Raw genomic sequence first — 22,832 nt, forward strand, 5'->3', positions numbered from 1 at the left:
GGGAATACCAGCTAATAAAGTGATTGATTATATCTTTATAAAATCAGATTAATTAAACGGTGTTTGTGGAAAATTAATTCGGGTTTATTTGCATAAATAATTAAACAATCCGAATTGTGATGGGAAATATATTGCCTTAAATCCCACCGTGGATGATCAAATTTTTTATCAGTGCTGAGGTGTGGGTAACACTGTGAAATTATGTCTGAATAAGCAGGGGGATGGGTACATCGTATGTTAATCATTTACACCGCGAGGGGTTACAGTTAAATCACATTAGGGTTGTTACAATTTTTATCGTGCCCGAAACTGGCGGTGTATTATACTCAAACCTCTGATCAGAAATTAATCCTCAACCTACTGAGTCCTATGAATTTTTTAACAAAAAGTGCGTTTATTTTTTCGTTAAAAACGACACTTGCTGCTTTTCTCGCCTTTTACCTGGCATTGAAGCTTAATCTGGAAAAACCGACCTGGTCTCTGACGACGGTGTATGTAGTTTCACAGATTTATACAGCCTCTACTGTGTCCAAATCTCTGTTCAGGCTGGCGGGAACGGTCCTCGGTGGAGTGTTTATTTTCCTGATTTATCCTTCCACAGTGATGTATCCCATGATGTTTAGTCTGGCGGTGTCAGGCTGGGTAGCCCTGTGCCTCTATTTATCCTTACATGACCGGACTCCAAAAAGTTATATTTTTATGCTGGCAGGTTACAGCGCTGCGATCATGGGCTTTCCTGATGTGACTACACCTTCCGATATTAGCTATACCGTGATTTCAAGAATAGAAGAGGTCGCTGTAGGTATCATCATCAGTAGCCTGGTCCATGTATTGATTTTTCCGGTCAGTATGCGTTCGTTGCTGGAAAACAGCGTGAACAACTGGTATCTGCAGGCAAAAAAAGTTTGTGGTTCCTTGCTGACCCAGCACCAGTCTGCAGATACCCCGGAAAGAGATCAGATTCTGGTACAGATGGCAAATTACCCGCTGAATGTTGAAGTTCTGATGACTCACTGTGCCTATGAAGCTAATCAGGTCCAGCGTCTGGTTCGTCTGGTGTCGGCCCAGTATCAGCATCTCTCTTATCTGGTACCCACACTGACCGCTATCGAAAAGCGCCTGAAATTACTGGCAGCGGAAAATATTCAGTTACCTGACGTGGTACATCAAAGTGTTACACGCTTCCTGGCATGGCTGGATGATTCAGCCGACGAGAGTAGCGAGTCAGTCACTCGCCATCTTGAAGAAACACAGGAAATTATTCAGCAGCGATTTTTGAATAATGAACTGAGCACAGAGCAAAGTTTGTTATTTACCGGACTGATTGAACGATTGCAAAACTTTGTCCGAATTCTGACCGCGTATCATGGTGTGGAGGTCAGACTGTCGCAGTTGAAACGGCGTCGTGGTAAACCTGAAGTGATGCACCGGAAAAAATATGTCGATGAAGGCATGGCTGCCCTGTCCTCCTTTACTGTGTTTGTTGCCACCTTTGTTTGTTGCCTGCTGTGGATAGGTACCGGCTGGAGCAGTGGTTCTAACGCCGCGATGTTCGCAGCAGTAACCTGCTCATTTTTTGCGACCCACGATAGTCCCATCGGGGGCATGCGCATATTTATGAAAGGTGTGATCATTGCTATAGCGATCAGTATTTTTTACTCAATGGTCATAATTCCGCGGGCGATAACTTTTGAAGCGCTAATCATTTGCCTGTCACCGGCCCTGATTCTTATGGGGCTAATTATCGCTAATCCGGCAACCAATTTTATTGGTCTGATTATTGCTACCCAGTTACCAGGATACATCGGTTTCAGCCACGATTACGCACCAGATACTTACGCCACGATTAATGCTGCGATTTCTACCACCGTCGGAATTGTCCTTTCTCTGGTGATAACGCTGTTAATTCGTAATAAACGACCTTCATGGATTGCGAGAAGGGCTCTGAGGGCAGGGTTGCGTGAGTTGCTTCAGTTACTGGGTGATATCCGTCTGCAGAAATCTACATTGTTGCAACGTCAACAATTTATTCAACGGATGCTGGACCGGATTAATATTATTCTGCCCCGTAATGTTGTCGATCCCGGGATTAGTATGACCATGGAAAATAATCTGATCACCGAGCTATGGCTGGGGGCTAATTTATTCGATTTTTATGGGCGTTATTACCAGATATTGCAGCAGGCGGGAGTAAAGACCGATCCCTTGTTTCATGAAATCAGCCTGTATCTGAAGCGGCGGTTAAAAAATATTCACGAGCTACCCGGTGGAGAAGTATTACGTGAACTGGAAAGAGTGTTAGTGGAGATGGAGCCACTGGCGAAAAATAATATCAGTCTTTATATGCCTTTCTATTTTGTTTTCAATATCCGGTTAGCTTTGTTCCCGGCTGTCCGCTGGAGCAGTTCTCAGGGCCAGTGGCAGTTATCCGGTGACGTTGAATAGGAGTCATTAATGATGATAAGAAGTGAGGTAATCTGGTGAAAAAATCTCTGGCAACGTTGAGTATTTGTAGCGCCTTGCTGAGGGCGCCTTTCGCAGGGGCTGCTGAGCTCAGTTATTTGTTTATGCCCGCCGCAGTACCCGACCAACATCCCTCAATGCTGGTCATGATGCATGGTTATGGCGCCAATGAGCAGGATTTCAATGATTTTCCGGTCATAGTCCCTGGTAACATGCTGGTGGTGTCGTTACGTGCACCATTGCCGGTCGCCGGTGACAGTTATCAGTGGTATCGGAGTAACGGGAATGAACAGCAGCAAGTGAACGATGTGGCGCAAAGTGATGAAGCGGTCGTTAAAACTGTCACTACTCTCCAACATCAGTACCATATACCGCCCAGCCACACTTATCTGGGGGGCTTCAGCCAGGGAGCTGTGATGACTTATGCGGTGGCTCTGACTCATCCGCAATTATTTCATGGTGCGGCAGTGTTCAGCGGGCGATTACCGGCCGGTTTTGATCCGTCGTCAGTTCCCCTGGCAGCAGCTAAACAGTTACAGATATTTGTCGGTCATGGGGAAGCCGATCAACGGATTCCGCTGAAAAGTGCTCAGCAGGCGGTCAAAAGGTTAACCTCGTTGACACCCTCCGTGACGTTTAAAACCTATCCTGGCATGGGACATACCATCAGCCTGGATGAAATCAGAGATTTCAGACAGTGGTTATTCCATGAGGAGACCCCCTGAGCCGCTCAGTCAGGCTGAGATTTTTAGTTGTTTCAGCGGGGGAATATCAGGATTTATTATTGAAAATTAGCGGATTAACCGCTTCTTCCTGTCTGTGGGTTATGTCATTATAAGAAAAAATTACATTTTGGAATGACTCCCGGAGTTTAGGTGAAGAAATTTATGAAGTTGCTGTTTCCTGCATTACTCATCCTCAGTGGTTGCCTGATTTCCGGATGTGATAAAACGTCTGAAGACAGTCACCATATTAAAGTGGGGGTTATCAACGGTGCGGAACAGGATGTGGCTGAAGTCGCTAAACAGGTTGCGCTGAAAAAATATGGTTTGCACGTCGAGCTGGTAGGCTTTAGTGGTTCGTTACTCCCTAATGACCCCACCGCTCATAAAGAGCTGGATGCCAATGTGTTCCAGCATCGGCCTTTCCTGGAGCAGGATAATAAGGCCCGCGGTTACCACCTGGTGGCTGTGGCGAATACCTTCGTATTTCCGATGGCGGGTTATTCACGAAAAATTCATCATGTTACAGAGTTAAAAAGTGGTGACACAATCGCCATACCTAATGATCCTACTAATCTTGGCAGAGCGCTGTTATTACTGCAAAAAGAGAAGCTGGTTACCTTGCGCGAAGGTACCGGGCTGTTACCCACTTTACCCGATATTATCAGTAATCCGCTGAATCTGAACATTATAGAGATGGAAGGGGCCCAGTTACCCAGAGTACTGGATGATCCAAAAGTCACGGTAGCCATTATTAGTACGACTTACATTCAGCAAACCGGATTATCTCCGACCCGTGATGGGATCTTTATTGAAGATAAAAATTCACCTTATGTAAATATTATCGCCACCCGTGAAGATAATAAAAATGCAGAAAATGTGAAGACATTTATCAAAGCGTACCAGTCGCCTGAAGTGGCCGCCGCGGCAGAGACTATCTTTAATGGCGGGGCGGTTAAGGGGTGGTAATCTTCCGCAAAGAGGATGGCGTTGGGTGCCGTTGATGACCCGGCGCTTTCAGACAGAGTACAAAAGGTAAAAAATGAGCGTCGATATTACATTTTACCGGCATTTTGCGCCGGATATTTTAGCTGGTAAAAAGACTATTACCCTGCGGGATGAGAAAGAATCGGGTTTCAGGCAGGGGCAATGTCTCCGGGCCGGCTACCAAGATGATGGAGAATATTTCGCTACGCTGGAAGTGCTGAGTGTGACTCCGGTCCGCCAGTCGGAGTTGACCACCGAACATGCCCGCCAGGAAAATATGACAGAACAGCAACTTCGCCAGGTGATTGGACAAATTTATCCGGGCGTTGAACAACTGTATACCATTCACTTCCGTGTCTGCTGAGTCTGTAACTCACTTATTTTCCGGCGGGTTTAGTAAATACGCCGCTGGCATTAAAGCTTAGCTTTCAAAAGAGAAAGCAGGCTGAGGCTGTTTTTCCGGTAATTGTGATGAATTAAGTAACCGGTTAAATGACTGTTCGGCAGCTGTCACAGCACTCAGGAATTCTGCCGGAGACAGACGTTCTTTCTGTGCAGAAACATAAGCCAGCGCCAGTTCTTTACTGTTAAAACGGTTTAATGAAAACATAGTCACCTCTGTTAATAAATGTATTTTTGAACTGGCTAAATGATAACCTCCTCCGGGGTAAGGTTAAATCTGGTACTGCTTATCAATTTGATAGGCAGTGACTTCGAGGTGTGATCTTTGTCACAGTTTGGTGCCCCTTTACGGAGGTCAGTCGCAACTCAATGATGTCTTTTCCCGACGAAAAGTTTGTTTCTGCCGGCTCGCTGGTGTCTGTCGACACGAAGCAATCATTTGCATCGCTACGACTTTCTAAAATACCGGTATGTTTGTATTCTGCTGACAATGAAAATCAAATTATTCGAAGGCACTATTTTTATTCTGCTCTTCAGCAAATACTACGGAATCAGCGAAAGTGAATTATTATTTATTGAGCAGGGTTTGACTGTATGTACGCACTGAAAAATAAGCACTTCTCAGGAAAAATTTGTAATAATTTGTCTAAACTACACATGCATAATCTATATCAATGCTCTATGCTGAATTTGTGTCAGACTGGTCACAAAGGGTCATGGAGCAGACAGATTGTAAGCCGGAGCAGTTAGTATGAATAAGAAAATAATACTCACCGTGTTATTAATGATTGCGGTGATTTCCCTGGCAGTTTTTTTCAGAGCACAAAATCAGGGGTTGTTATTACAGGGAGAAGTTGATGCTCCTGAGGTAATAGTCGCGTCTAAAGCAAAAGGCCGTGTAGTCGAACGACTTGTTGAGCGGGGTGATGATGTAAAAGCAGGGCAGGTGCTGATGAAACTCGATGCCCCGGAACTGATTGCTCAGCTACGTGCGGCTGAAGCCGCACGGGATCAGGCGAAAGCACAGCTTGATTTATCGCTCAATGGTACCCGGGAAGAGAGTCTTCGTAATCTGCGGGCCGAACTGGCTTCAGCAACGGCTGATTATCAGAATGCCCGCGATGAATATGAGCGCCAGCAGAAAATTGCCGCCAAAGGCTATATCTCGGCACAGGATCTGGAAACTGCACGAACCAGCCGGAATACCGCGCTACATGCTATGCAAAGTGCCCGGGCAAACCTCGATGCAGGGCTGAACGGTGATCGTCTGGAGCAGCGTGATATCTATGCAGCGCAGTTGGATGAAGCTGAACAGCAATTGCTGGAAGTGAAAGCCCAGACCGATGATCTGCTGGTCAGAGCTCCGGTTGCCGGAGAGGTTGGCCCTATCCCGGCGGAGGTAGGGGAGTTACTCTCAGCTTCCAGCCCATTGTTGACACTGGTCAGGTTGCCGCAGGCATACTTTGTATTTAATTTGCGTGAAGATATTCTTGCCGATGTGCGTAAGGGAGATACCGTCAGGTTAAGAGTGCCGGCATTAAACAACAAAATGATTGAAGCGAAGGTGCACTATATTGCACCGTTGGGAGATTTTTCAACCAAAAGCGCGACCAGAGCCACCGGGGATTTTGACCTGAAAACCTTTGAGGTTCGTTTGTGGCCGGTTCAACCGGTGGAAGGATTACGACAGGGAATGAGTGCATTATGGCAGTGGCAACACTAAAACGTAGCTGGCGCTGTTTCAGCCGTGCATTCAGCAAGGAAATTCGGGTCGATTTTCGTAAGCCGGTCATTCACTGGCTGACATGGTGTTTCCCGCTGTTATTGTTCTGGCTACTGAGCAGTAACTTCTCGGCCGGAACGCTGCTTCATCTGCCTGTTGCGGTGGTTGATAATGATCACAGCGAGTTATCCCGGGAATTGATTCGTAAACTGGATGCCGGCCCTCATGCAAGACTAACGGAATGGCCTGGCGGACTGCCTGAAGCCGTGGAGAAGTTACGAACCGCTGATGACTACGGTATTCTGTATATTCCTGCGAATTTTGAATCGGATGCACTGTCTGGCCGTCAGCCACAGGTGGTGTTTTACTACAACGCACTTTTCTATGCCGCCGGACTCTATTCTACCCAGGATTTTTCGGGGCTGATGACGGATATAAATACCCGTTACCGGACTATTATTGCCGAAAAAATCGGTAAAAGCGTGCCAACATTGCCTCAGGTATCACTGACTTATCAAAGTCTGTTTAATGCCAGTGGCAGTTATATTTATTATCAGCAGTTTGCTGCCACCATCCATCTGATGCAGTTGTTTGTCGTGACCTGCATGATTTATGTTCTTTCCCGCAGTAAACCCCTGGTTTATTCGAGCTCGTTTACCTTATCTTTGTTGGGTAAACTGGCCCCATACACCCTGATGTACACCACAGTGTTGATGGCTCAGATTGCCTTGCTGGTATGGAGCTCTGATGCCCGGGTGGTGGGAAATCCGGTATATATGTTCTTTGTGGCCTTCTTTTACATTATTGCCGCCCAAAGTCTGGCAGTGTTCCTGTTTACTTTTACCCGTACCGCCATCACTGCTTATACCCTGATGGCATTGATGGTCAGTATCGCCATGACCTTCTCGGGAATGGCCGTGCCGGAACTTTCAATGCCCTGGCCGGCTCAGCTAATCTCTAACCTTGAACCTCTTACTCATGCGCTGTATGCCATGTTTGATCTGTTTTTGCGCCAGGTGCCTGCCATGCCTGTGGCAGAAGTCTGTGCTTTATTACTGATCTATCCGGTGGTGGTCAGCCTGTTGGTTCGTAAACGGCTTCCGGCAAGGTTACGAGAGCAGGAGGCGATGGTATGAATGAATTTCGTCAGACCTTTCTCACCGTACTTTCGGGAATGCTGGCCCGGCCAATGTGGGCCATCCTTCTGATATCTTTATGTATTATGAGTATGGTCTACGCGAACCGAACCGTCTGGGATTTACCGGTGGCGGTGGTGGATATGGACCACAGTCCTGCCAGCCGGTTACTTATCCGGTCTCTGGACGCGACTTCAAAAATCGACATGATTAATTACTCCAGTCTCGATCATGCCCGGCGTGACCTGGGATGGCGTAAGCTGTTTGCCGTGATTGTTATGCCGGTTGATTTAGAGAAAAAAATGTTGGCAGGAAACAGTGTGGCTATACCAGTTTTTGGTGATGCGACTAACCGACTGGCTAACGGGCAGATAGAACAGGATGTTATCGCCGCCTATCAGCAAATGCTGACTGAGTATAACAGTACCATTCTGCTGAATAACGGTTTTACCCTGCCAGAAGCCAACGTACTGTTGACTCCGATACGTGCTATCACTCAACCGCTGTTTAACCCGGGAATCAGTTTTGCGGCCATCATCTTTCCCGGGCTGTTGGTGATGTTGTTGCAGCACTCTTTGTTGATTGCCAGTGTCCGCGTGAATCTGACCATCAGTGCGCGTGGCAAACCCTCGCTGGCGGTGATACTCGGGGCCTATTCTGCTCTGGTGCCCATCTGGTTATTTTTGTCGGTTGTACTGTTCGGGCTCTGGCCCTGGGTTCTCGGTTACCGGCAAACAGCGACTATCATTGAACTTTTGTTACTGACATTCCCGTTTTTGCTGGCGGTGATAAGTCTTGGCAATTTGCTTACCGAATGTATCCGGCGGGTCGAGATTGTTTATCTGACACTGTCATTTATTACCATGCCGGTATTCTATATTTCCGGCACTATCTGGCCGGTACAGGCAATGCCATGGGGGGTTCGTCTGTTATCCGATTTACTGCCTTCGACATGGGCTGTTAAAGCGATTGCCGGAGTTAATCAGATGGGATTACCCTGGCAAAACGCATTACCTTATGTGATGGTGTTATTATTACTCTGTTTATTATTTAACCTTCTGGAGTTTCTGATCAGTACCTTTCGGGACCGTCAGCACAGAAACGCCTTTCTGCGATTTTTCCGGCGCTGATATACCGGTTGCCGGTGAACCAGACACCGGCAAGCGGTTATTCATCGATAACCGGCCAGCTCTCGCGAATCATAAACAGCATTTGTTCACGGTTATAGTTGATCAAAGAGTTTTTACTGTTTGAGGTACTCAGTATTTTTTCCAGTTGCGAATGATTCAGACAGGGAGGAGACTGCCAGAAATCACAAACTGAATTTTGTTTCAGCCACCCCGCCAGAAACTGAGCCGGGTTGGCCTCTTTGTGTGACGGAAACAGGTGATGATGCAGTTCAGTCAGTCTGGCCTGCAGTTCAGGATGCGACTCTTCGGCACATAAGGCGAGGAACGGCAACAGTAACCGACCACACACTTCGCCGTGATGCCATGGCATAATAGCACCAGCTTCACCTGCAATTCCGTGAATCACGCCGAGTCCTGCCATTGATAAGCTCAGCCCGCCCAGCCACGAGGCCATCATTATCTTCTCCCTGGCCTCATCTCCGCGCTGATCCTGACGGTCTAGATCTGGCCATGCGGCGATAAATAACTGCATACCCTGCAGCGAAAACTGGCGACTAAAAAAGCTGCTTTTTGCAGAGAGCCAGGCTTCAAAAAGATGAGTAAAAGCATCGATACCGCAGCGGGTTAACACGGCAGCCGGCGCATGGCGGAGCAGTAACGGGTCGAGTATGGCAATATCCGGAACCAGACGGGGATGACGCAAAGACGCCTTTACCTGGTAGTGCTGCTGATCTGTCACTACCGAGTTTTGGGTGGCTTCACTGCCTGTACCGGCGGTGGTAGGGACGGCGATAAGCGGCAGCCGTTTTCCATCCAGTGGGGTATCGCCAATTTTTTCCAGGTAATGGACGGTCGAAAGGGGTTGCAGGCAGAGTGTACTGAAGGCTTTACCGGCATCCAGCACACTCCCTCCGCCAATAGCCACCACTCTTTCCGCTCTGCCACGCCAGTCAGAAACCCATTCATCCAGTTGTTGAGGTGAGGCTTCATGGCTGACCGTGATTATCCCGATAATCCAGGGCGAAAGGGTTTCCTGTAACTGCTGCCAGACCTCACTTTCCAGAAAAGAACGGCAACTGAAGATAAGGGTAGGCAACGCGGGTTGTGCAATGAGCTGGCTGAGTTGGCGGATACTTCCCGGACCGGAAATGGTCTGTTGATTACAAAAGAGGCTGGTCTGTTGTGCCACCGTCTGACTCCTAAGGTAAATTATTAGTGTCGTGCAGAGTCTCTGATTATTCCAGTTCCCGTGAGCTCTCTGACATATATAGTGGAGGCAATTTGCGGTTAAGGCGATCCTGATCACATACTGATAACAGCGCATTCTGATTTTAATCGCAGGAGTAGTATGAAAAAACAGCAAGATCTTTCGCCACTGGCTGCAGGTACCTGGCATCTGGGTACCGGTCGCTATCCGGAAAAAACGGAGATAAGTGCGTTACATCAGGCCATCGATTCAGGGATTACGACCATTGATACCGCAGAAATGTACGGGCTGGGTCGCTCAGAACGGCTGGTTGGCAAAGTGATGGCGACCCGGCGTGAGGAAGTGTGTCTGATATCGAAAATTTTCCCATGGAATGCCAACCCGTTACTTGCCAGGCGACAGTGCCTTGCCTCGCTCAAACGGCTCAGGACAGACTTTCTGGACTTTTACCTGCTGCACTGGCGTTACCCGGGTTATTTGCCCTGGGCGGTGAGAAGTCTGGAAGCCTTGCGAAAAGAGGGGCTGATTGGGGGGTGGGGCGTTTCAAATTTTGATATTCAGGATATGTCGCGTTTACTGAGTATTCCCGGAGGTGAAAACTGCCAGATTAATCAGGTGCTTTACAATTGTCAGAGCAGAGGCATTGAGTACCGGCTGATTTCGTTGTGTCAGCAGGCAGGTGTCAGGCTGATGGCCTATTCTCCGCTGGGCGGGGCCGGAGCTCCCTTGCTAAGGGCGCCGGTACTGGAACGGATAGCAATGGAACATGGCACAGAGGCTTCTGTGATTGCTCTGGCATGGATATTGTTGCAGAAAAACATGACGGCGATTGCAGAAACCGGTAATCCTGAACATGCACAGCGTAATGCACTGGCCAGTGGAATAATGCTTTCCCCGGCTGATATTGCGGCCATTAACGGCGTTTTTCCACCGCCGACCAGCAAGCAACCGCTTGATCGGCGGTGAAACGGACGGGAGAGGTCTCCCGCCCGTTAGCATATCAGGCTTTTTTCCTGGCAATCATGTTGTAGCCGATCATCAGGATGTAGATAACCACCAGCAGCGAAATAATCACGGTAGGTGTCAGATATTTTATCGCGTTGCCCAGCAAAATTCCTACCACACCGAAGTCAGAATCCGAGAAGGTGGTATTTTGCAGACCGACCTGGCCCAGTAACGGCAGTAATATTGCCGGCAGAAAGGTGATGAGAAGCCCGTTAGCAAAGGCACCAATCACGGCACCGCGTCGTCCACCGGTAGCATTACCAAATACTCCGGCAGTCGCTCCGGTGAAGAAGTGAGGTACGACCCCTGGCAGAATCAATACCCAGTCCAGTTTGCCCAGAATAAGCAGCCCAACCAGACCACCGACAAAACTGGAAACAAAACCGATCAGTACCGCATTAGGTGCGTACGGGTAGACAATCGGACAGTCCAGCGCAGGTTTTGCATCAGGAACCAGTCGCTCAGAAAAGCCCTGGAATGCAGGAATAATCTCCGACAGTATCAGACGTACCCCGGCAAGGATGATATACACTCCGGCCGCAAAGGTAATGCCCATGATGACCGAGAAAATAACGAAGTTCTGACCCTGGCTGAAATTCTGCTCAACATAGCTACTGCCTGAAAAGAGGCAGAGAATGATATATACCACCATCATGGTCAGCGAAATCGAAATGGTACTGTCACGCAGAAAACCAAGGTTCTTAGGTAAATTCATCTCCTCAGTAGATGCTGAATTTTTACCGACCAGCTTACCGATAACTCCTGAAAGTACATAACCAATAGTACCGGTATGTGCCAGTGCGACATCATCTTCCCCGGTGATCTTGCGCATAAATGGCTGTGCCAACGCCGGTAGAGCAACCATGAAAATGCCCATTATCAGAGAACCACAAATCACCAGTGAAATACCACTGAAACCGGCAATGCTTAAAATAACCGCCAACATACAGGCCATATAAAAGGAGACGTGGCCAGACAGGTAGATATATTTTAACCGGCTGAACCTTGCCAGAAATATATTGGCGACCATTCCAAAAGCCATAATATAGGCGGTACTTTCACCGTATTTACTCATTGACAATGAAACTATGGCTTCATTATTCGGAATAACCCCCTGCACATTAAATGCATGCTCAAACATGCCACCCAGGGGGCCAAGAGTGGTCACCAGAACGGAAGCACCACCGCTCAGTACCAGAAAACCAAGGATAGTTTTAATGGTACCCTGGATAATTAAATCGATACTTTTTTTCTGTGCACACAAGCCAATCAGTGCAATAAGACCGACCAGGATGGACGGTACTTTCAGGATATCAAGGAAAAATGAGAGAACTGAACCCATAGTTACGCTCCCTAAGGCATACCATTCAGATGGTTAACAGTAATCAGGCGTTATCCGCCAGCCATTGAGTCAGTTTCTCTTCCAGTTCTGCTTTAGCGATAATACTTTTCAGCACGACAACCTTATGAGCGTCGACTTTGCCGGTAATCCCCGGAGCAAGGTCCTGGCCTACTACAAAGATATCCGCTAAATTATTAGTGACCGAGGCAAGGTCAATATGGCTGACCTCGGCTTCCTGTCCAATTTTGGTCATCACCGTTTTAATATTTTTTTCCAGCATAAAACTACTGCCCAGACCGTGGCCACACACCGCATAAATTTTCATAGCAAATCCCCTGAGAAGTAAAGTGGCCCGGGATAAGTTGCCGGGCCGTAGTTTAAATAACGTCGCTGCGTTGTTTAATAACGGTTAATCACTTCAAGAATAGTCTCGCGGTTACCTGTGGCGAGAAGATCAATATTTTCCTCTTCATCCAGCAACTCAGCCAGTGAGGAGATCAGTGATATATGGCTGTCAGCATCTTTGGCAGCAAGGAAAAAAATGACTTTGACCGGGTCGTTGTCCGTGCTGCCGAAGTCCACACCCTGTTTAATCACCAGTAGCGAAAGACCTACGCCGACTGAGCCATTCTCCGGACGGCTGTGGGGCATGGCAACACCCGGCGCCAGCACATAGTAGGGACCGGTACGCCCGTGTTCGGCAATGATTTCATCAATATAGCGTTGGGTGATGATCCCTTGTTTTAACAAAGGGTCTCCCGACAATGTAATGGCTTGCTGCCAGTCGGCAACAGAGTCACAAATATGGATATTTTGGTCATTTAGATAATCAACTAACATTGCATACCCTTTTCATAATGAAAACCGCAGGGATTTAAAAAGCCTTTTAAATCAGTGTCTCACATTACATAAAGCCGAAAGTTAATGTTGTGATGTATTTCACAATTAATTGCGGGGTATCTGTAACAAAAAGGGTGGGGGAACTGGTATCCGCCGGTGTCAGCGGCAACCCGGTGACCACTGACAGGCGGAAACACAAAGAGGTATCAGCGACTGATTAATTCACCACGGTAGGTGCTGAGTAAAGCCTGTAAATCATTGACCACCGCGGTTATTTTTTCATTATCTGGCAGGATGTTTATCACTCCCAGATATTCGTGCAATAACTGCTGTAGCCTGATATAAGCACGTTCCCGCTGAATAGCCATTTTTTGGCTGGATAAATCCTCGGCTGTTTCACGAATTTGCTGGTGGAACTCTGACAGTGTTTGCAGATAAGGGATGTTTAATGCAGTGATCCGTCGGTAAATAATAATCAGATTAATCGCCAGCCTGTAACGCATTAATTTGCGACTGTCGAGGGTAATGAGCAGTAGTAGATCATCATACAACGCACTAAGGCGGCTGACTTTACGGCGTTTCGGATTGGTTGTCAGAGTCTGCAGTGACGTGGTGAGGATATTACGCAGCAGGGAATTCGACATCGAACTGCGGCTCAGGTCAGGAATTAACCAGATGATCAGTAAAGTCACGATAGCACCAAGAATCTGGCCCAGCGCACTGTCCAGGTAGTGGTTAAAACTGAAGGTTTCCGGGTTGGTAATTGGGATTAAGTTGAATATAAACATCAGTGATGCACCACTGCCTGGCATTTTCCACTGTACGCAAAGAGAAAAGAAAAACACCAGCAGACCGACGGAGATGATCAACAATGTGAAGCTCTGCTGAGTTCCGGGCAAAACAATCAGATAATAGAAGATACTGATCGGAAGGATGTAGATCATTCCGTAGATAAAATCGACCGCCACTGTGCGTGGGTTTTCGGCCCGCATTGCCAGAGTAGAAACTATACTCGAAATAATAAGAAATCCGGTGACAGCGCTGGAGGTGGTGGTAAACCACAGACAACAGCCTACAGCACCGGTCAGAAAAGTACGGAATCCGTTGACCAGGGCATGAGCTTTTTGCACTGAGGCTGCGGCATTGATCTCGTAACGGCCAATGATCTCTTTTTCGACATCATGTAATGGCATTTTGGAGTGGACGCCGGTACATAGAATTCGTAACTCCTTGAGTCCCTTAATCCATGATGAAAGAGCATGTGGGGTCTGCACTGGTGAAAGTTGATGAATCAGCAGGGTGAACTGATGAATTTTCTGGGACAGCGTAACCTGAGAATCGGGAATCTGACTGAATAACATATACCAGCTGGTGCTACGTTTTTCAGGACGCAGGTGGAAATACTGCCAGGTTTCGTACGTCAGGGTACACAAATGAAACATCAGTCCGTTGATTCCTTTCAGACGCTGATGCAGTGCCGGGTTATTGTGTGTTGACTCCATTTTTAAGACCTGGCGCATCGCATTAAATTTCTTGCATTCCGCCAGCATATGTTTAAAACGGTCTTCGAATTCCTGCTCGGTCGTCGCGGTGAAACAGCTGGACATCAGCCCAAATAAAGCCATCGGGCTTTCATCAATAAATCGTCTGATTTGCGGTTTAATACTGCGTGGCAGAAAGATTAAATCTGAGAAAATAATACACAATAATCCGAGTGATATTTCCAGAGACCGGTAGATGGCAATCTGTGGTGCTTCCTGCGGGGTCTGCCAGGCGGTAACAAGAATAATAAACACCGAATAGCCAGCCAGCCCAAAAGCGTAAGAGATTTCCTGTTTAACCACGGTAAACAGCCAGGAAAAAACTCCGGCCCACAGACAGCAAGCAAACAACATCAGTACCGGGGCACGGGCTAATCCACAGATAATGATTACCGCCCCCAGAGATCCGACCGCTGTACCTATCAGTCGTAAAAAACCTCTGAATCTTAAGACGCCAGTCATCGGCTCGCCGCCCGAGGCAAAGGCCGGAGAAGCTGCAATGATAGCCACCGTCATCATTGACCATTTGGGGGTATCCAGTTGCAGGACAAAGCTCAAAACTAACGCCATCACCAGGGCAAAAGTCGTTTTGCAGGCAAAACGCAGCCGAAAAAGTAATGAATTATGCATTTTTTATTGAATCATTATTTAAATAGTTGCAGGAAGCCAAAAAAAAGCCACACCATGACGCGAGCAACCCTGGAAAGGGTTACAAAACAGTGGGTTAAATTAACGGTGCATCTGGAGAATGTCCACACAGGAATAAGGTGATAAAAGTCATCTTACGCCTTTGTGAAGAAACACAAAAGTGTGATTTACATCAAAGTAATAAAAAATATTTCAGGGGTCGTTATGGCGGGAGGGGGAAAATTACGGTAAACAGACCAGCTGTTTACCGTATTTTGTTTAGCCTTTGCGGATGCGTTCAGCCCACTGGCTGATCTCTTCGCCGCTGCCCATATCGGCCTGAATCAGTCCATTAATCATAAAGGTCGGTGAGACATGAATCCCGTTCTGCCGGGAATATTTACAGTGCCATTTTATCAGTTGTTGCAGTTCTGGCTTATCAAACGGCTCACTGACACTAATACCGCTGTATTTTTCCAGTCGTTCAAGGATCTGCTGTGGCGTGGCATCCATATTCGGGCCACGACAGTGATCGGTAAACTCGAACTCTTCACGGTGATCCCCCACCGCTTTAAGAATTTTCAGCGCTGCAGTATTACCCTCTGGCAGAGTTAACGCTGCCAGAATGGCACGGGTGATAACTCCGGAAAACATATGCCAGGGTTGTGACTGCAGATAAATTTTCACGGTTAACTGGTCTTCACCCATCAGGCTTATCAGACCATCCAGCTTGTTAAAAGCACGTACCGAGAAAGGGCAGGTCGGTTCAAGGAAAACTTCGAGTAACGCCGGACCTTGGCCCAGTGTCAGAGCTTTGGCGGAAACAGGTGTTGCAGCCATAATTATCCTCATGATTCATTGCAGACCAGTAATACCGGTCTGGTGCGATGGAAAACAACAGCGCTAAAGCCGTTGCTTTTATGATTTGAATATTTATTTCAGGATAAGGGGCATAACTCAATGATGCAACGTCGGTCAGTGCTGTCCTGCGCATGCCGCGAACTGTCAGGCCTGATGCTCAGACAGGACTCAGGTCAGAGAAGATGCCACTCAGTGGTTTAGCGACCGGATAAGCCAGATCACCAAGCTTGCTGGTCGTTAACCTCAGACTGAGTAGTGACTCCATCAGTTTCACGGCCGCGGTAACTCCGTCAATGACCGGGATCCCCAGTTCAGAGGTGAGTTGTTCCGCCAGTCCGGCCATCCCACCGCACCCCAGTACCACAGCGCCACTGTTATCCTGTTGCATGACAAGACGGCACTGCTCGCGTATCCGATCTCTGGCCAGTGTACTGCTCTCTTCCAGAGATAATACGGGTAAATCGATGGTCCGGATCGCGGCACAGTGTTCTGTAAAACCGTATTGCTTTAACAGGTGTCTGGCGATGATCACCGTCCTGGGCAGAGTCGTTACAATGCTAAACCGGGTAGAGACCATGGTGGCCAGGTGCATCGCTGCTTCGGCAATCCCCAGCACCGGGCCGCTGGCCAGTTCTCTGGCGGCTAACAGTCCCGGGTCACCAAAGCAGGCAATAATATGGCCATCAGCCCCTTGTTGGCGTCCCTGATGAACCTGCTGTAACACCCCCACCGCCGCAATGGCTTCGTCAAAATGACCTTCAATGGAACCCACACCAGACTGTGGATTCACCGCCAGAATCCGGGTACCCGCAGAAGCCACTGATCTGGCAGCCGTGGCCATATTTTCGGTCATGGACTGGCTGGTGTTAGGATTTATTAATTGTATACAATGCTGACTCATTTTTACTCCGATGCATTCAGGCTGAAAACAGTTTCCGGAAATCCGGAGGCGGGGTTTTGTTATTGTTGAAATTCAGGCTGCCAACAATATTCTCAAAGTGCTGCTGTAATAAAGAACTCAGCAATGGCACATCCTTTTCCTGCAGAGCTTCCAGTAATTGATGGTGCTCTGACTCACGACACCCTTGTTGCCACTGGCTCCCCCAGGCGGCAATCACCAGCGACGAACGCAGGGTCAGGTTGGTGATAATGTCACTGACCACCGGATTGGCGGCCACGGCATGCAGCCGGATGTGAAACATCGCTGAGTAGCGAATGGCCGCTGCAGCATCCCGTTGATGATGTGCCTGATGCTCCTGCATCATAATCTCAGTCAATTCCTGCACATCGGCAGGGCGTACCCGGGTTGTCACATCCGGTAAATTGGCCAGTTCTACCAGTGAACGGGTACGGAAAATATGCCGTGATTCTCGCTCATCGGGGTTGGCCACGAATGCACCACGCTTGGGCGTCATATTGACCATTTGCACTGTAGCAAGGCGTGTCAGTACTTTTCTGATTCCTGTGCGGCTGATACCAAAGGCCTCAGCCAAAGCTTCCTCCGGCAGTTTGCTGCCTGGCGGTAACTGATGCTCAACGATTGCTTTCATTAACGCTTCACGAATTTTGTGCTCTTTTTCATGTACTTCGGCGTTTTCGCGATAGGGGCTGGCGCTAAACATGGTGTTCTCCTGAATCACTGTCTGTATTAGGTATACTCATTTTTTAAATTTTGTATACAAAAAAATGAAAACTGGTCCGGATCCTGCAGGGTGTTATGAGTCTAATACTATTCAGCAATCTACAGGGGCTGCAACTATGCCAAAAAATGAATCACAGAATTCCGGGCTCATCAAACCAGGTTACAGTCCGCGCTTAACTAATGATGATTTAGCGCCGGTCCGGGAACAACACTGGAACTGGTATAATATTTTTTCCTTCTGGATGTCAGATGTACACAGTATGGGGGGTTATGTAGTCGCCGCCAGTTTCTTCGCACTGGGCCTGGCGGGCTGGCAGGTCCTGTTATGCCTGTTAGCAGGGATCTGCATTGTGCAGGTTTTTGCCAATCTGGTCGCGAAGCCGAGTCAGCAGAGCGGGGTTCCTTATGCGGTAGTGTGTCGTCAGGCTTTCGGGGTGTTTGGGGCAAATATTCCGGCAGTCATCCGTGGCTTAATCGCGTTTGCCTGGTACGGTATCCAGACCTGGCTGGCATCTAACGCGTTGATGCTGGTTTTGCTGAAGTTCTGGCCATCGCTGGTATCCATGACAACCTCCCATTTTCTCGGTTTGTCGACACTCGGCTGGATATGTTTTGCCGTGATGTGGGTATTACAGGCACTGGTCTTCTGGCACGGTATGAGTGCCATTAAGCGTTTCATCGATATCGCAGGTCCTGCGGTATACATCGTTATGCTGGCACTGGCAGTGTGGATTATCTCGCAGACCGGTTTCTCAGGAATTTCTCTGACTCTTTCCGAAAAATCTCTCTCTCCTGCGGCTCAGGGCTGGCAGATGATAACTGCGGTGGCTCTGGTGGTTTCTTACTTCTCTGGCCCTTTACTGAACTTTGGCGATTTCTCACGTTATGCCAGCAGTATGCAGGATATCCGTCGCGGTAACCGCTGGGGATTGCCGTTTAACTTTTTACTGTTTTCTATTATTACCGTGGTGATTGTCTCCGGGACCCACTCATTATTTGGGAGAATGATTACCGACCCTATTGAAACGGTTTCGCAGGTGGGGAGCGGGGTAGCGATGGCGGTAGCATTGCTGACGATGATTACTGCGACTATCGGAATCAATATCGTGGCGAACTTTGTCTCGCCGGCGTTCGATTTTTCTAACTGTGCACCGCAAAAAATCAGCTTCCGTATGGGCGGGATGATTGCAGCCGTCGGGTCTGTCATTCTGACGCCATGGAATCTGTTCCAGTCTCCGGAACTTATCCACTATACGCTGGATGTATTGGGTTCGTTCATTGGGCCGCTGTTTGGCATTCTGCTGTGTGACTTCTATCTGATTAATCGCAGCCAGATTAAAACCGACGATTTGTTTAACGATACTCCGTCAGGGGCTTACTGGTACAGGAGTGGTTTTAACCCGAAAGCGATTTTGGCACTGATCCCGTCAGTCGCTTTGTGTCTGGTGATAAGTTTTATTCCGGCATTACATGAAATTGCCAACTTCAGCTGGTTTATTGGCGTCGCACTGGCCGCAGGTATCTATTACCGTGTTGCTCTGGTCAAACGGGGGGCACGGACCGATGCTGCTCTGACAGCCCGTGTCACTAAAGATATCTGACTGTGCTGAGTTCCGTCAGCCTGGTAATTCTGTCAGGCTGACACTTTTCATCTAAAATCCTTCCCTGGTCACATTGAATCCGATGGTTGCTACCCGGCCATCCGGCTATAATCACGACACTTTCCGTGTTACCCGTCGCAGAGGCGCTATGCTTGATTCTGAGGTGTTAGTTCAACAACTGTGTGAACAGGGGTGGTTTTATCAGCAAAACGTACTGGATGCCGCTCTGGTGTCACAGTTAGCCGAAATATGCCATAGCCGTACCTTCCTGCAAGCAGGCATTGGTCAGGGGGTAAAAAACATTATTAATGAGTCGATCCGTTCAGACAGCATCAGCTGGATAGACAAGGATGAACAGTTGCCGGCTATCCGTGATTACCTGGGGCTGGTAGAAACTATTCGTCAGCTACTTAATCGTGAGTTTTATCTGGGGCTCAACGATTTTGAAGGGCATTTTTCCCGCTATCCCAGCGGAGCCTATTACAAACCGCATTATGATTGCTTTGCGAATGATAAACGCAGGGCCGTGACGCTGATTATGTACATCAACCAGAACTGGCATCCACAGGACGGAGGACAGCTGTGCCTGCATCTGCCGGAAGGGGAAAGATTGATAGAGCCGGTGGCCGGCAGTGTTATCTGTTTTCTGTCGGAACAAATTCTGCACGAAGTTAAACCGGCGCATAAAGAAAGAATGGCGCTGACCGGCTGGTATATTCGTAATAACGGTCAGGATTACTACTACAGTTGAATGAGCTTGCCGGGAACCCGGGCACCCGGCAAGCAATACGGGTAGGTTACTTACGACCTGCCGCGACCTGGCTGCCGGCATTTTTCTCCAGTAACAGAATGTCCACCATCGCTATCAGACATAATATCCCTAAAGCAATAAACGACAGACGGAAGCTGACAGCCGGAAGCTGTGACAACCATTCGACACTGTGACTCAGTTTTTGTGTGAGAAACAGACTCAGTGCACAGAAAGTGATTCCTACTCCCATCGATAACTGTGATGAGGCGCTGAACAGGGAGTTTGCATGGCTCATCTGAGCTTTAGGTACATCACAGAACACCAGGGTGTTAATGGCGGTAAATTGCAGAGAACGGACCACCCCGCCAAGGAACAACACCAGCATTATCAGTGCATGAGGGGTCTGGGCGGTGAAGAAGGCACAAATTACCATGCCCAAAACATTCAGCAATCCGTTAATGGTCAGAACAGTTTTGAAGCCAAACGCTCTGAGTATTGGGGTGGTGGCCGGTTTAATGGCAAGGTTTCCGGCAAATACTGCCAGTACCAGTAAGCCAGAATGAAAAGCATCCATGTGAAAGCCCACCTGAAACATCAGTGGTAACAGAAAGGGTACCGCAGAAATGGCGGCGCGAAACAGGAAGCCTCCGACCAGCGTTGCCCTGAATGTCGGAATGGCCAGGGCGTCCATTCGGATCATTGGTTCCGGTACCCGGATCATATGTCGGTAACTCAGCCAAAATCCGGCCAGGCTAATGATCAGTAACCCAAGAGTCAGAACCATCGGAACCGATGAAGAGACCATCTCCATACTACAGACGAACCCAATCATCGACAGGGTTGACAGGATAAAACCGGTCACATCGAACGGACGCTTCTCCGTATCGCTGTTATTTTTCATCAGCCGGCGGGCCAGTATGAAACCAGCAATTCCCAGAGGCAGGTTCAGGAAAAATATCCAACGCCAGTTGAAATAGTCGGTGATAAAGCCACCCAGAGGGGGGCCGATAACCGGGGCGACCAGTGCCGGCCAGGTCAGGGTAGCAATGGCGGTGATCAATTGATCTTTTGGCGTGTTCTTTAACACTGCCAGCCGTCCAACGGGAACCATCAGTGCGCCACCGGCACCCTGCAGAATGCGCATTGCCACAAACATTGGCAGATTATCTGACAATCCGCACAATACTGAGGAGAGGGTGAAGATCGCCAGTGCCAGAGAAAAGACATTTTTAGCACCATAACGATCGGCAATCCAGCCACTGACCGGAATGAGTACTGCCAGAGTCAGCAGATAAGCACTGATCCCCAGATTGAGTCGTGTGACCTCGGTAGAGAAGGTTTTTGCCATATAAGGTAACGCTGTAGCGATAACGGTACCGTCGAGGAACTCCATGAAAAACGCACCAGCAACCAGCAATGCAACAGCGGAGACGGACTTATTCGAATTATTTATCAATCCAGACATGACTCTTGCTTATCAGAGATGAGAGTATACAGGTGAGGGAATAATAACGAATCAGTGAAATCGATGCACCTCATGAATGTATGTAATTTTGTTTACTGAATATTAATTAAATGTATTGGAGTTTGTGTGCAAAAAAACGACACGGGTATCGGTATGGCGTTGCTGGCGATGGCCATCGGAGGATTCGCCATCGGGACAGGTGAGTTTGTCATTATGGGACTGCTGCCTGATGTAGCCCATGGCCTGGGGCATTCAGTGACCAGTACCGGTAATGCAATTACCAGTTATGCACTGGGGGTGGTTTTTGGGGCTCCGTTAATTGCGGTGTTAGGTGCTCAGGCATCACGTCAGCGTTTACTGATTTTTCTCATGGGATTATTTGCTGCAGGGAATATTGCCAGCGCCCTGGTCCCTGAATATTTCAGTTTTGTGCTGGCAAGGTTTATCAGTGGATTACCGCATGGCGCATATTTTGGGATTGCTTCACTGGTGGCCGCCTCGATGGTACCGGCAGAGCAACGTGGTAAAGCCATCGGGCGGATGATGACCGGTCTGACGGTCGCGACGTTACTTGGTGTACCGCTGGCGGCCTGGATGGGCCACCATCTTAACTGGCATTATGCTTTCCTGTTTGTGGGTATTTGTGCGCTGATCTCACTGCTGATGGTGATCCGTTATGTTCCCCATTTGCCCGGTGACAAAACAGCCCATCCGTTACATGAGCTGACCGCGCTGAAAACACCTCAGGTGTTACTGGTGCTTCTGACCGGAGCTGCGGGATTTGGCGGAATGTTTGCGGTGTTCAGCTATATCACTCCGACGCTGGTTCATGTCGCAGGGATGCCTGGCTGGGCTATTCCATGGGTCATGGCTGCATTTGGCCTGGGGATGATTGTGGGTATGTCTACCGGAGGTAAGCTCTCTGACTGGAGTGTCAGAAAAGGGATCACCGTGGCTCTGGTGTGGAATCTGGTGGTGATGATGCTTTTTCCTCTGATGGCCACCCACGCTCTGAGCGGAGTTATAGCCACTTTCCTGATTGGCACTACCTCAATGCTCATTCCGTGCCTGCAGATTCGTTTGATGGATGTCGCGGGTAAAGCCCAGACTCTGGCGGCAGCAATGAATCATTCAGCGTTAAATATTGCTAATGCATTAGGAGCATTTTTAGGGGGAATGGTGATCGATGCCGGATACGGATGGACCTCTACAGCCGGTGTCGGTGCAGCATTAGGTATCATCGGACTGCTGGCATATCTCTGTTCTTTGAGCCGCAAACAAGCGTAACAATCCTCCTGCGTATCTTAAGTTTCAGACATCTTCTGAGACAATTTTCCGGAAAACACAGACCGTCCCGGCTTTACAAATAGCCGGACGGGTTTTATAC

Annotated in this window: 21 protein-coding genes; 11 read left to right on the forward strand and 10 right to left on the reverse strand. The window is 48.4% G+C overall.

The annotated features are described in order from the left end of the window. The first annotated feature begins 369 nt into the window (after positions 1-369). The 4 genes from HA49_RS01980 to yqfB all read left to right on the forward strand — a co-directional run bounded on the left by HA49_RS01980 (position 370) and on the right by yqfB (position 4,536). Positions 370-2,445: an FUSC family protein gene (locus HA49_RS01980; protein ID WP_038020391.1), complete on the forward strand. Its 2,076-nt coding sequence runs from the start codon at positions 370-372 to the stop codon at positions 2,443-2,445. 35 nt (positions 2,446-2,480) lie between these two features. Next, a complete protein-coding gene (locus HA49_RS01985; protein WP_072055906.1) occupies positions 2,481-3,188 on the forward strand; it encodes an alpha/beta hydrolase in 708 nt (235 codons plus the stop codon). Positions 3,189-3,350: 162 nt separating this feature from the next. Next, the gene (gene nlpA, locus HA49_RS01990; RefSeq protein ID WP_038020393.1) at positions 3,351-4,154 is read left to right on the forward strand and encodes a lipoprotein NlpA; all 804 of its coding nucleotides are present in this window, start codon (positions 3,351-3,353) and stop codon (positions 4,152-4,154) included. Positions 4,155-4,227: 73 nt separating this feature from the next. After that, positions 4,228-4,536, forward strand: coding sequence for a N(4)-acetylcytidine aminohydrolase (gene yqfB, locus HA49_RS01995; RefSeq protein WP_038019955.1), 309 nt, complete (start codon positions 4,228-4,230; stop codon positions 4,534-4,536). Positions 4,537-4,593: 57 nt separating this feature from the next. On the opposite strand, the gene HA49_RS02000 is transcribed toward yqfB, so the two are convergent. After that, positions 4,594-4,782, reverse strand: coding sequence for a hypothetical protein (locus tag HA49_RS02000; protein WP_046791636.1), 189 nt, complete (start codon positions 4,780-4,782; stop codon positions 4,594-4,596). Positions 4,783-5,325: 543 nt separating this feature from the next. Here HA49_RS02000 and HA49_RS02005 point away from each other — a divergent pair. The 3 genes from HA49_RS02005 to HA49_RS02015 are packed head-to-tail and all read left to right on the forward strand — an operon-like array spanning position 5,326 to position 8,563. Further along, positions 5,326-6,297, forward strand: a complete 972-nt coding sequence (locus tag HA49_RS02005) for an HlyD family secretion protein (protein WP_038019959.1) — start codon at positions 5,326-5,328, stop codon at positions 6,295-6,297. Further along, positions 6,279-7,433 (forward strand): ABC transporter permease, encoded by a 1,155-nt coding sequence (locus HA49_RS02010; RefSeq protein WP_038019960.1) that lies wholly within the window; start codon positions 6,279-6,281, stop codon positions 7,431-7,433. Before HA49_RS02005 ends, HA49_RS02010 begins: the two co-directional genes overlap by 19 nt. Continuing rightward, positions 7,430-8,563, forward strand: a complete 1,134-nt coding sequence (locus tag HA49_RS02015) for an ABC transporter permease (RefSeq protein WP_046791637.1) — start codon at positions 7,430-7,432, stop codon at positions 8,561-8,563. Before HA49_RS02010 ends, HA49_RS02015 begins: the two co-directional genes overlap by 4 nt. Before the next feature lie 37 nt (positions 8,564-8,600). Here HA49_RS02015 and HA49_RS02020 read toward each other — a convergent pair whose 3' ends face one another. Continuing rightward, positions 8,601-9,752 carry an iron-containing alcohol dehydrogenase gene (locus HA49_RS02020; RefSeq protein ID WP_038019961.1) on the reverse strand — a complete coding sequence of 384 codons (1,152 nt, stop codon included), beginning with the start codon at positions 9,750-9,752 and terminating at the stop codon, positions 8,601-8,603. A 159-nt stretch (positions 9,753-9,911) separates the two neighbouring features. Between HA49_RS02020 and HA49_RS02025 the strand changes: the two genes are divergently transcribed. After that, positions 9,912-10,736: an aldo/keto reductase gene (locus HA49_RS02025; protein ID WP_038019962.1), complete on the forward strand. Its 825-nt coding sequence runs from the start codon at positions 9,912-9,914 to the stop codon at positions 10,734-10,736. A gap of 34 nt (positions 10,737-10,770) precedes the next feature. Here the strand turns inward: HA49_RS02025 and HA49_RS02030 are convergent, their stop codons facing one another. The 7 genes from HA49_RS02030 to HA49_RS02060 form a co-directional block, all read right to left on the reverse strand. Continuing rightward, entirely contained in the window at positions 10,771-12,117 is a 1,347-nt protein-coding gene (locus tag HA49_RS02030; RefSeq protein WP_038019963.1) for a PTS ascorbate transporter subunit IIC, read from the reverse strand. 43 nt (positions 12,118-12,160) lie between these two features. Further along, positions 12,161-12,442 (reverse strand): PTS sugar transporter subunit IIB, encoded by a 282-nt coding sequence (locus HA49_RS02035; protein WP_038019965.1) that lies wholly within the window; start codon positions 12,440-12,442, stop codon positions 12,161-12,163. Positions 12,443-12,516: 74 nt separating this feature from the next. Beyond that, positions 12,517-12,957, reverse strand: coding sequence for a PTS sugar transporter subunit IIA (locus HA49_RS02040; protein ID WP_038019967.1), 441 nt, complete (start codon positions 12,955-12,957; stop codon positions 12,517-12,519). A 206-nt stretch (positions 12,958-13,163) separates the two neighbouring features. Next, the gene (locus HA49_RS02045) at positions 13,164-15,128 is read right to left on the reverse strand and encodes an FUSC family protein (RefSeq protein ID WP_046791638.1); all 1,965 of its coding nucleotides are present in this window, start codon (positions 15,126-15,128) and stop codon (positions 13,164-13,166) included. Positions 15,129-15,404: 276 nt separating this feature from the next. Beyond that, entirely contained in the window at positions 15,405-15,965 is a 561-nt protein-coding gene (locus tag HA49_RS02050) for a DsbA family protein (protein ID WP_038019971.1), read from the reverse strand. 178 nt (positions 15,966-16,143) lie between these two features. Then, positions 16,144-16,887, reverse strand: a complete 744-nt coding sequence (locus HA49_RS02055; protein ID WP_038019972.1) for an aspartate/glutamate racemase family protein — start codon at positions 16,885-16,887, stop codon at positions 16,144-16,146. A gap of 16 nt (positions 16,888-16,903) precedes the next feature. Further along, positions 16,904-17,608 (reverse strand): GntR family transcriptional regulator, encoded by a 705-nt coding sequence (locus HA49_RS02060; protein ID WP_038019973.1) that lies wholly within the window; start codon positions 17,606-17,608, stop codon positions 16,904-16,906. A gap of 136 nt (positions 17,609-17,744) precedes the next feature. Between HA49_RS02060 and HA49_RS02065 the strand changes: the two genes are divergently transcribed. Together HA49_RS02065 and HA49_RS02070 are read left to right on the forward strand one after the other, a co-directional pair. After that, positions 17,745-19,229 (forward strand): NCS1 family nucleobase:cation symporter-1, encoded by a 1,485-nt coding sequence (locus HA49_RS02065; protein WP_046791639.1) that lies wholly within the window; start codon positions 17,745-17,747, stop codon positions 19,227-19,229. A gap of 148 nt (positions 19,230-19,377) precedes the next feature. After that, a complete protein-coding gene (locus HA49_RS02070) occupies positions 19,378-19,980 on the forward strand; it encodes a 2OG-Fe(II) oxygenase (RefSeq protein ID WP_038019974.1) in 603 nt (200 codons plus the stop codon). A gap of 46 nt (positions 19,981-20,026) precedes the next feature. Here HA49_RS02070 and HA49_RS02075 read toward each other — a convergent pair whose 3' ends face one another. Further along, positions 20,027-21,445, reverse strand: a complete 1,419-nt coding sequence (locus tag HA49_RS02075; protein ID WP_038019976.1) for an MFS transporter — start codon at positions 21,443-21,445, stop codon at positions 20,027-20,029. Between the two features lie 126 nt (positions 21,446-21,571). On the opposite strand from HA49_RS02075, the gene HA49_RS02080 reads away from it, so the two are divergent. After that, a complete protein-coding gene (locus tag HA49_RS02080; protein ID WP_245610138.1) occupies positions 21,572-22,732 on the forward strand; it encodes an MFS transporter in 1,161 nt (386 codons plus the stop codon). Positions 22,733-22,832: the final 100 nt, after the last annotated feature.

The organism is Tatumella morbirosei, assembly GCF_000757425.2.
GTDB lineage: Bacteria > Pseudomonadota > Gammaproteobacteria > Enterobacterales > Enterobacteriaceae > Tatumella > Tatumella morbirosei.

Bases quoted from the DNA above. Each gene is read 5' to 3' on its own strand.
- HA49_RS02055 (WP_038019972.1), bottom strand. From the start codon at position 16,887: ATGAGTCAGCATTGTATACAATTAATAAATCCTAACACCAGCCAGTCC.
- HA49_RS02050 (WP_038019971.1), bottom strand. From the start codon at position 15,965: ATGGCTGCAACACCTGTTTCCGCCAAAGCTCTGACACTGGGCCAAGGT.
- HA49_RS02070 (WP_038019974.1), top strand. From the start codon at position 19,378: ATGCTTGATTCTGAGGTGTTAGTTCAACAACTGTGTGAACAGGGGTGG.
- nlpA (WP_038020393.1), top strand. From the start codon at position 3,351: ATGAAGTTGCTGTTTCCTGCATTACTCATCCTCAGTGGTTGCCTGATT.
- HA49_RS02015 (WP_046791637.1), top strand. From the start codon at position 7,430: ATGAATGAATTTCGTCAGACCTTTCTCACCGTACTTTCGGGAATGCTG.
- HA49_RS02065 (WP_046791639.1), top strand. From the start codon at position 17,745: ATGCCAAAAAATGAATCACAGAATTCCGGGCTCATCAAACCAGGTTAC.
- HA49_RS02030 (WP_038019963.1), bottom strand. From the start codon at position 12,117: ATGGGTTCAGTTCTCTCATTTTTCCTTGATATCCTGAAAGTACCGTCC.
- HA49_RS02010 (WP_038019960.1), top strand. From the start codon at position 6,279: ATGGCAGTGGCAACACTAAAACGTAGCTGGCGCTGTTTCAGCCGTGCA.
- HA49_RS02075 (WP_038019976.1), bottom strand. From the start codon at position 21,445: ATGTCTGGATTGATAAATAATTCGAATAAGTCCGTCTCCGCTGTTGCA.
- HA49_RS02025 (WP_038019962.1), top strand. From the start codon at position 9,912: ATGAAAAAACAGCAAGATCTTTCGCCACTGGCTGCAGGTACCTGGCAT.
- HA49_RS01980 (WP_038020391.1), top strand. From the start codon at position 370: ATGAATTTTTTAACAAAAAGTGCGTTTATTTTTTCGTTAAAAACGACA.
- HA49_RS02060 (WP_038019973.1), bottom strand. From the start codon at position 17,608: ATGTTTAGCGCCAGCCCCTATCGCGAAAACGCCGAAGTACATGAAAAA.
- HA49_RS02000 (WP_046791636.1), bottom strand. From the start codon at position 4,782: ATGTTTTCATTAAACCGTTTTAACAGTAAAGAACTGGCGCTGGCTTAT.
- yqfB (WP_038019955.1), top strand. From the start codon at position 4,228: ATGAGCGTCGATATTACATTTTACCGGCATTTTGCGCCGGATATTTTA.
- HA49_RS02040 (WP_038019967.1), bottom strand. From the start codon at position 12,957: ATGTTAGTTGATTATCTAAATGACCAAAATATCCATATTTGTGACTCT.
- HA49_RS02035 (WP_038019965.1), bottom strand. From the start codon at position 12,442: ATGAAAATTTATGCGGTGTGTGGCCACGGTCTGGGCAGTAGTTTTATG.
- HA49_RS02005 (WP_038019959.1), top strand. From the start codon at position 5,326: ATGAATAAGAAAATAATACTCACCGTGTTATTAATGATTGCGGTGATT.
- HA49_RS02045 (WP_046791638.1), bottom strand. From the start codon at position 15,128: ATGCATAATTCATTACTTTTTCGGCTGCGTTTTGCCTGCAAAACGACT.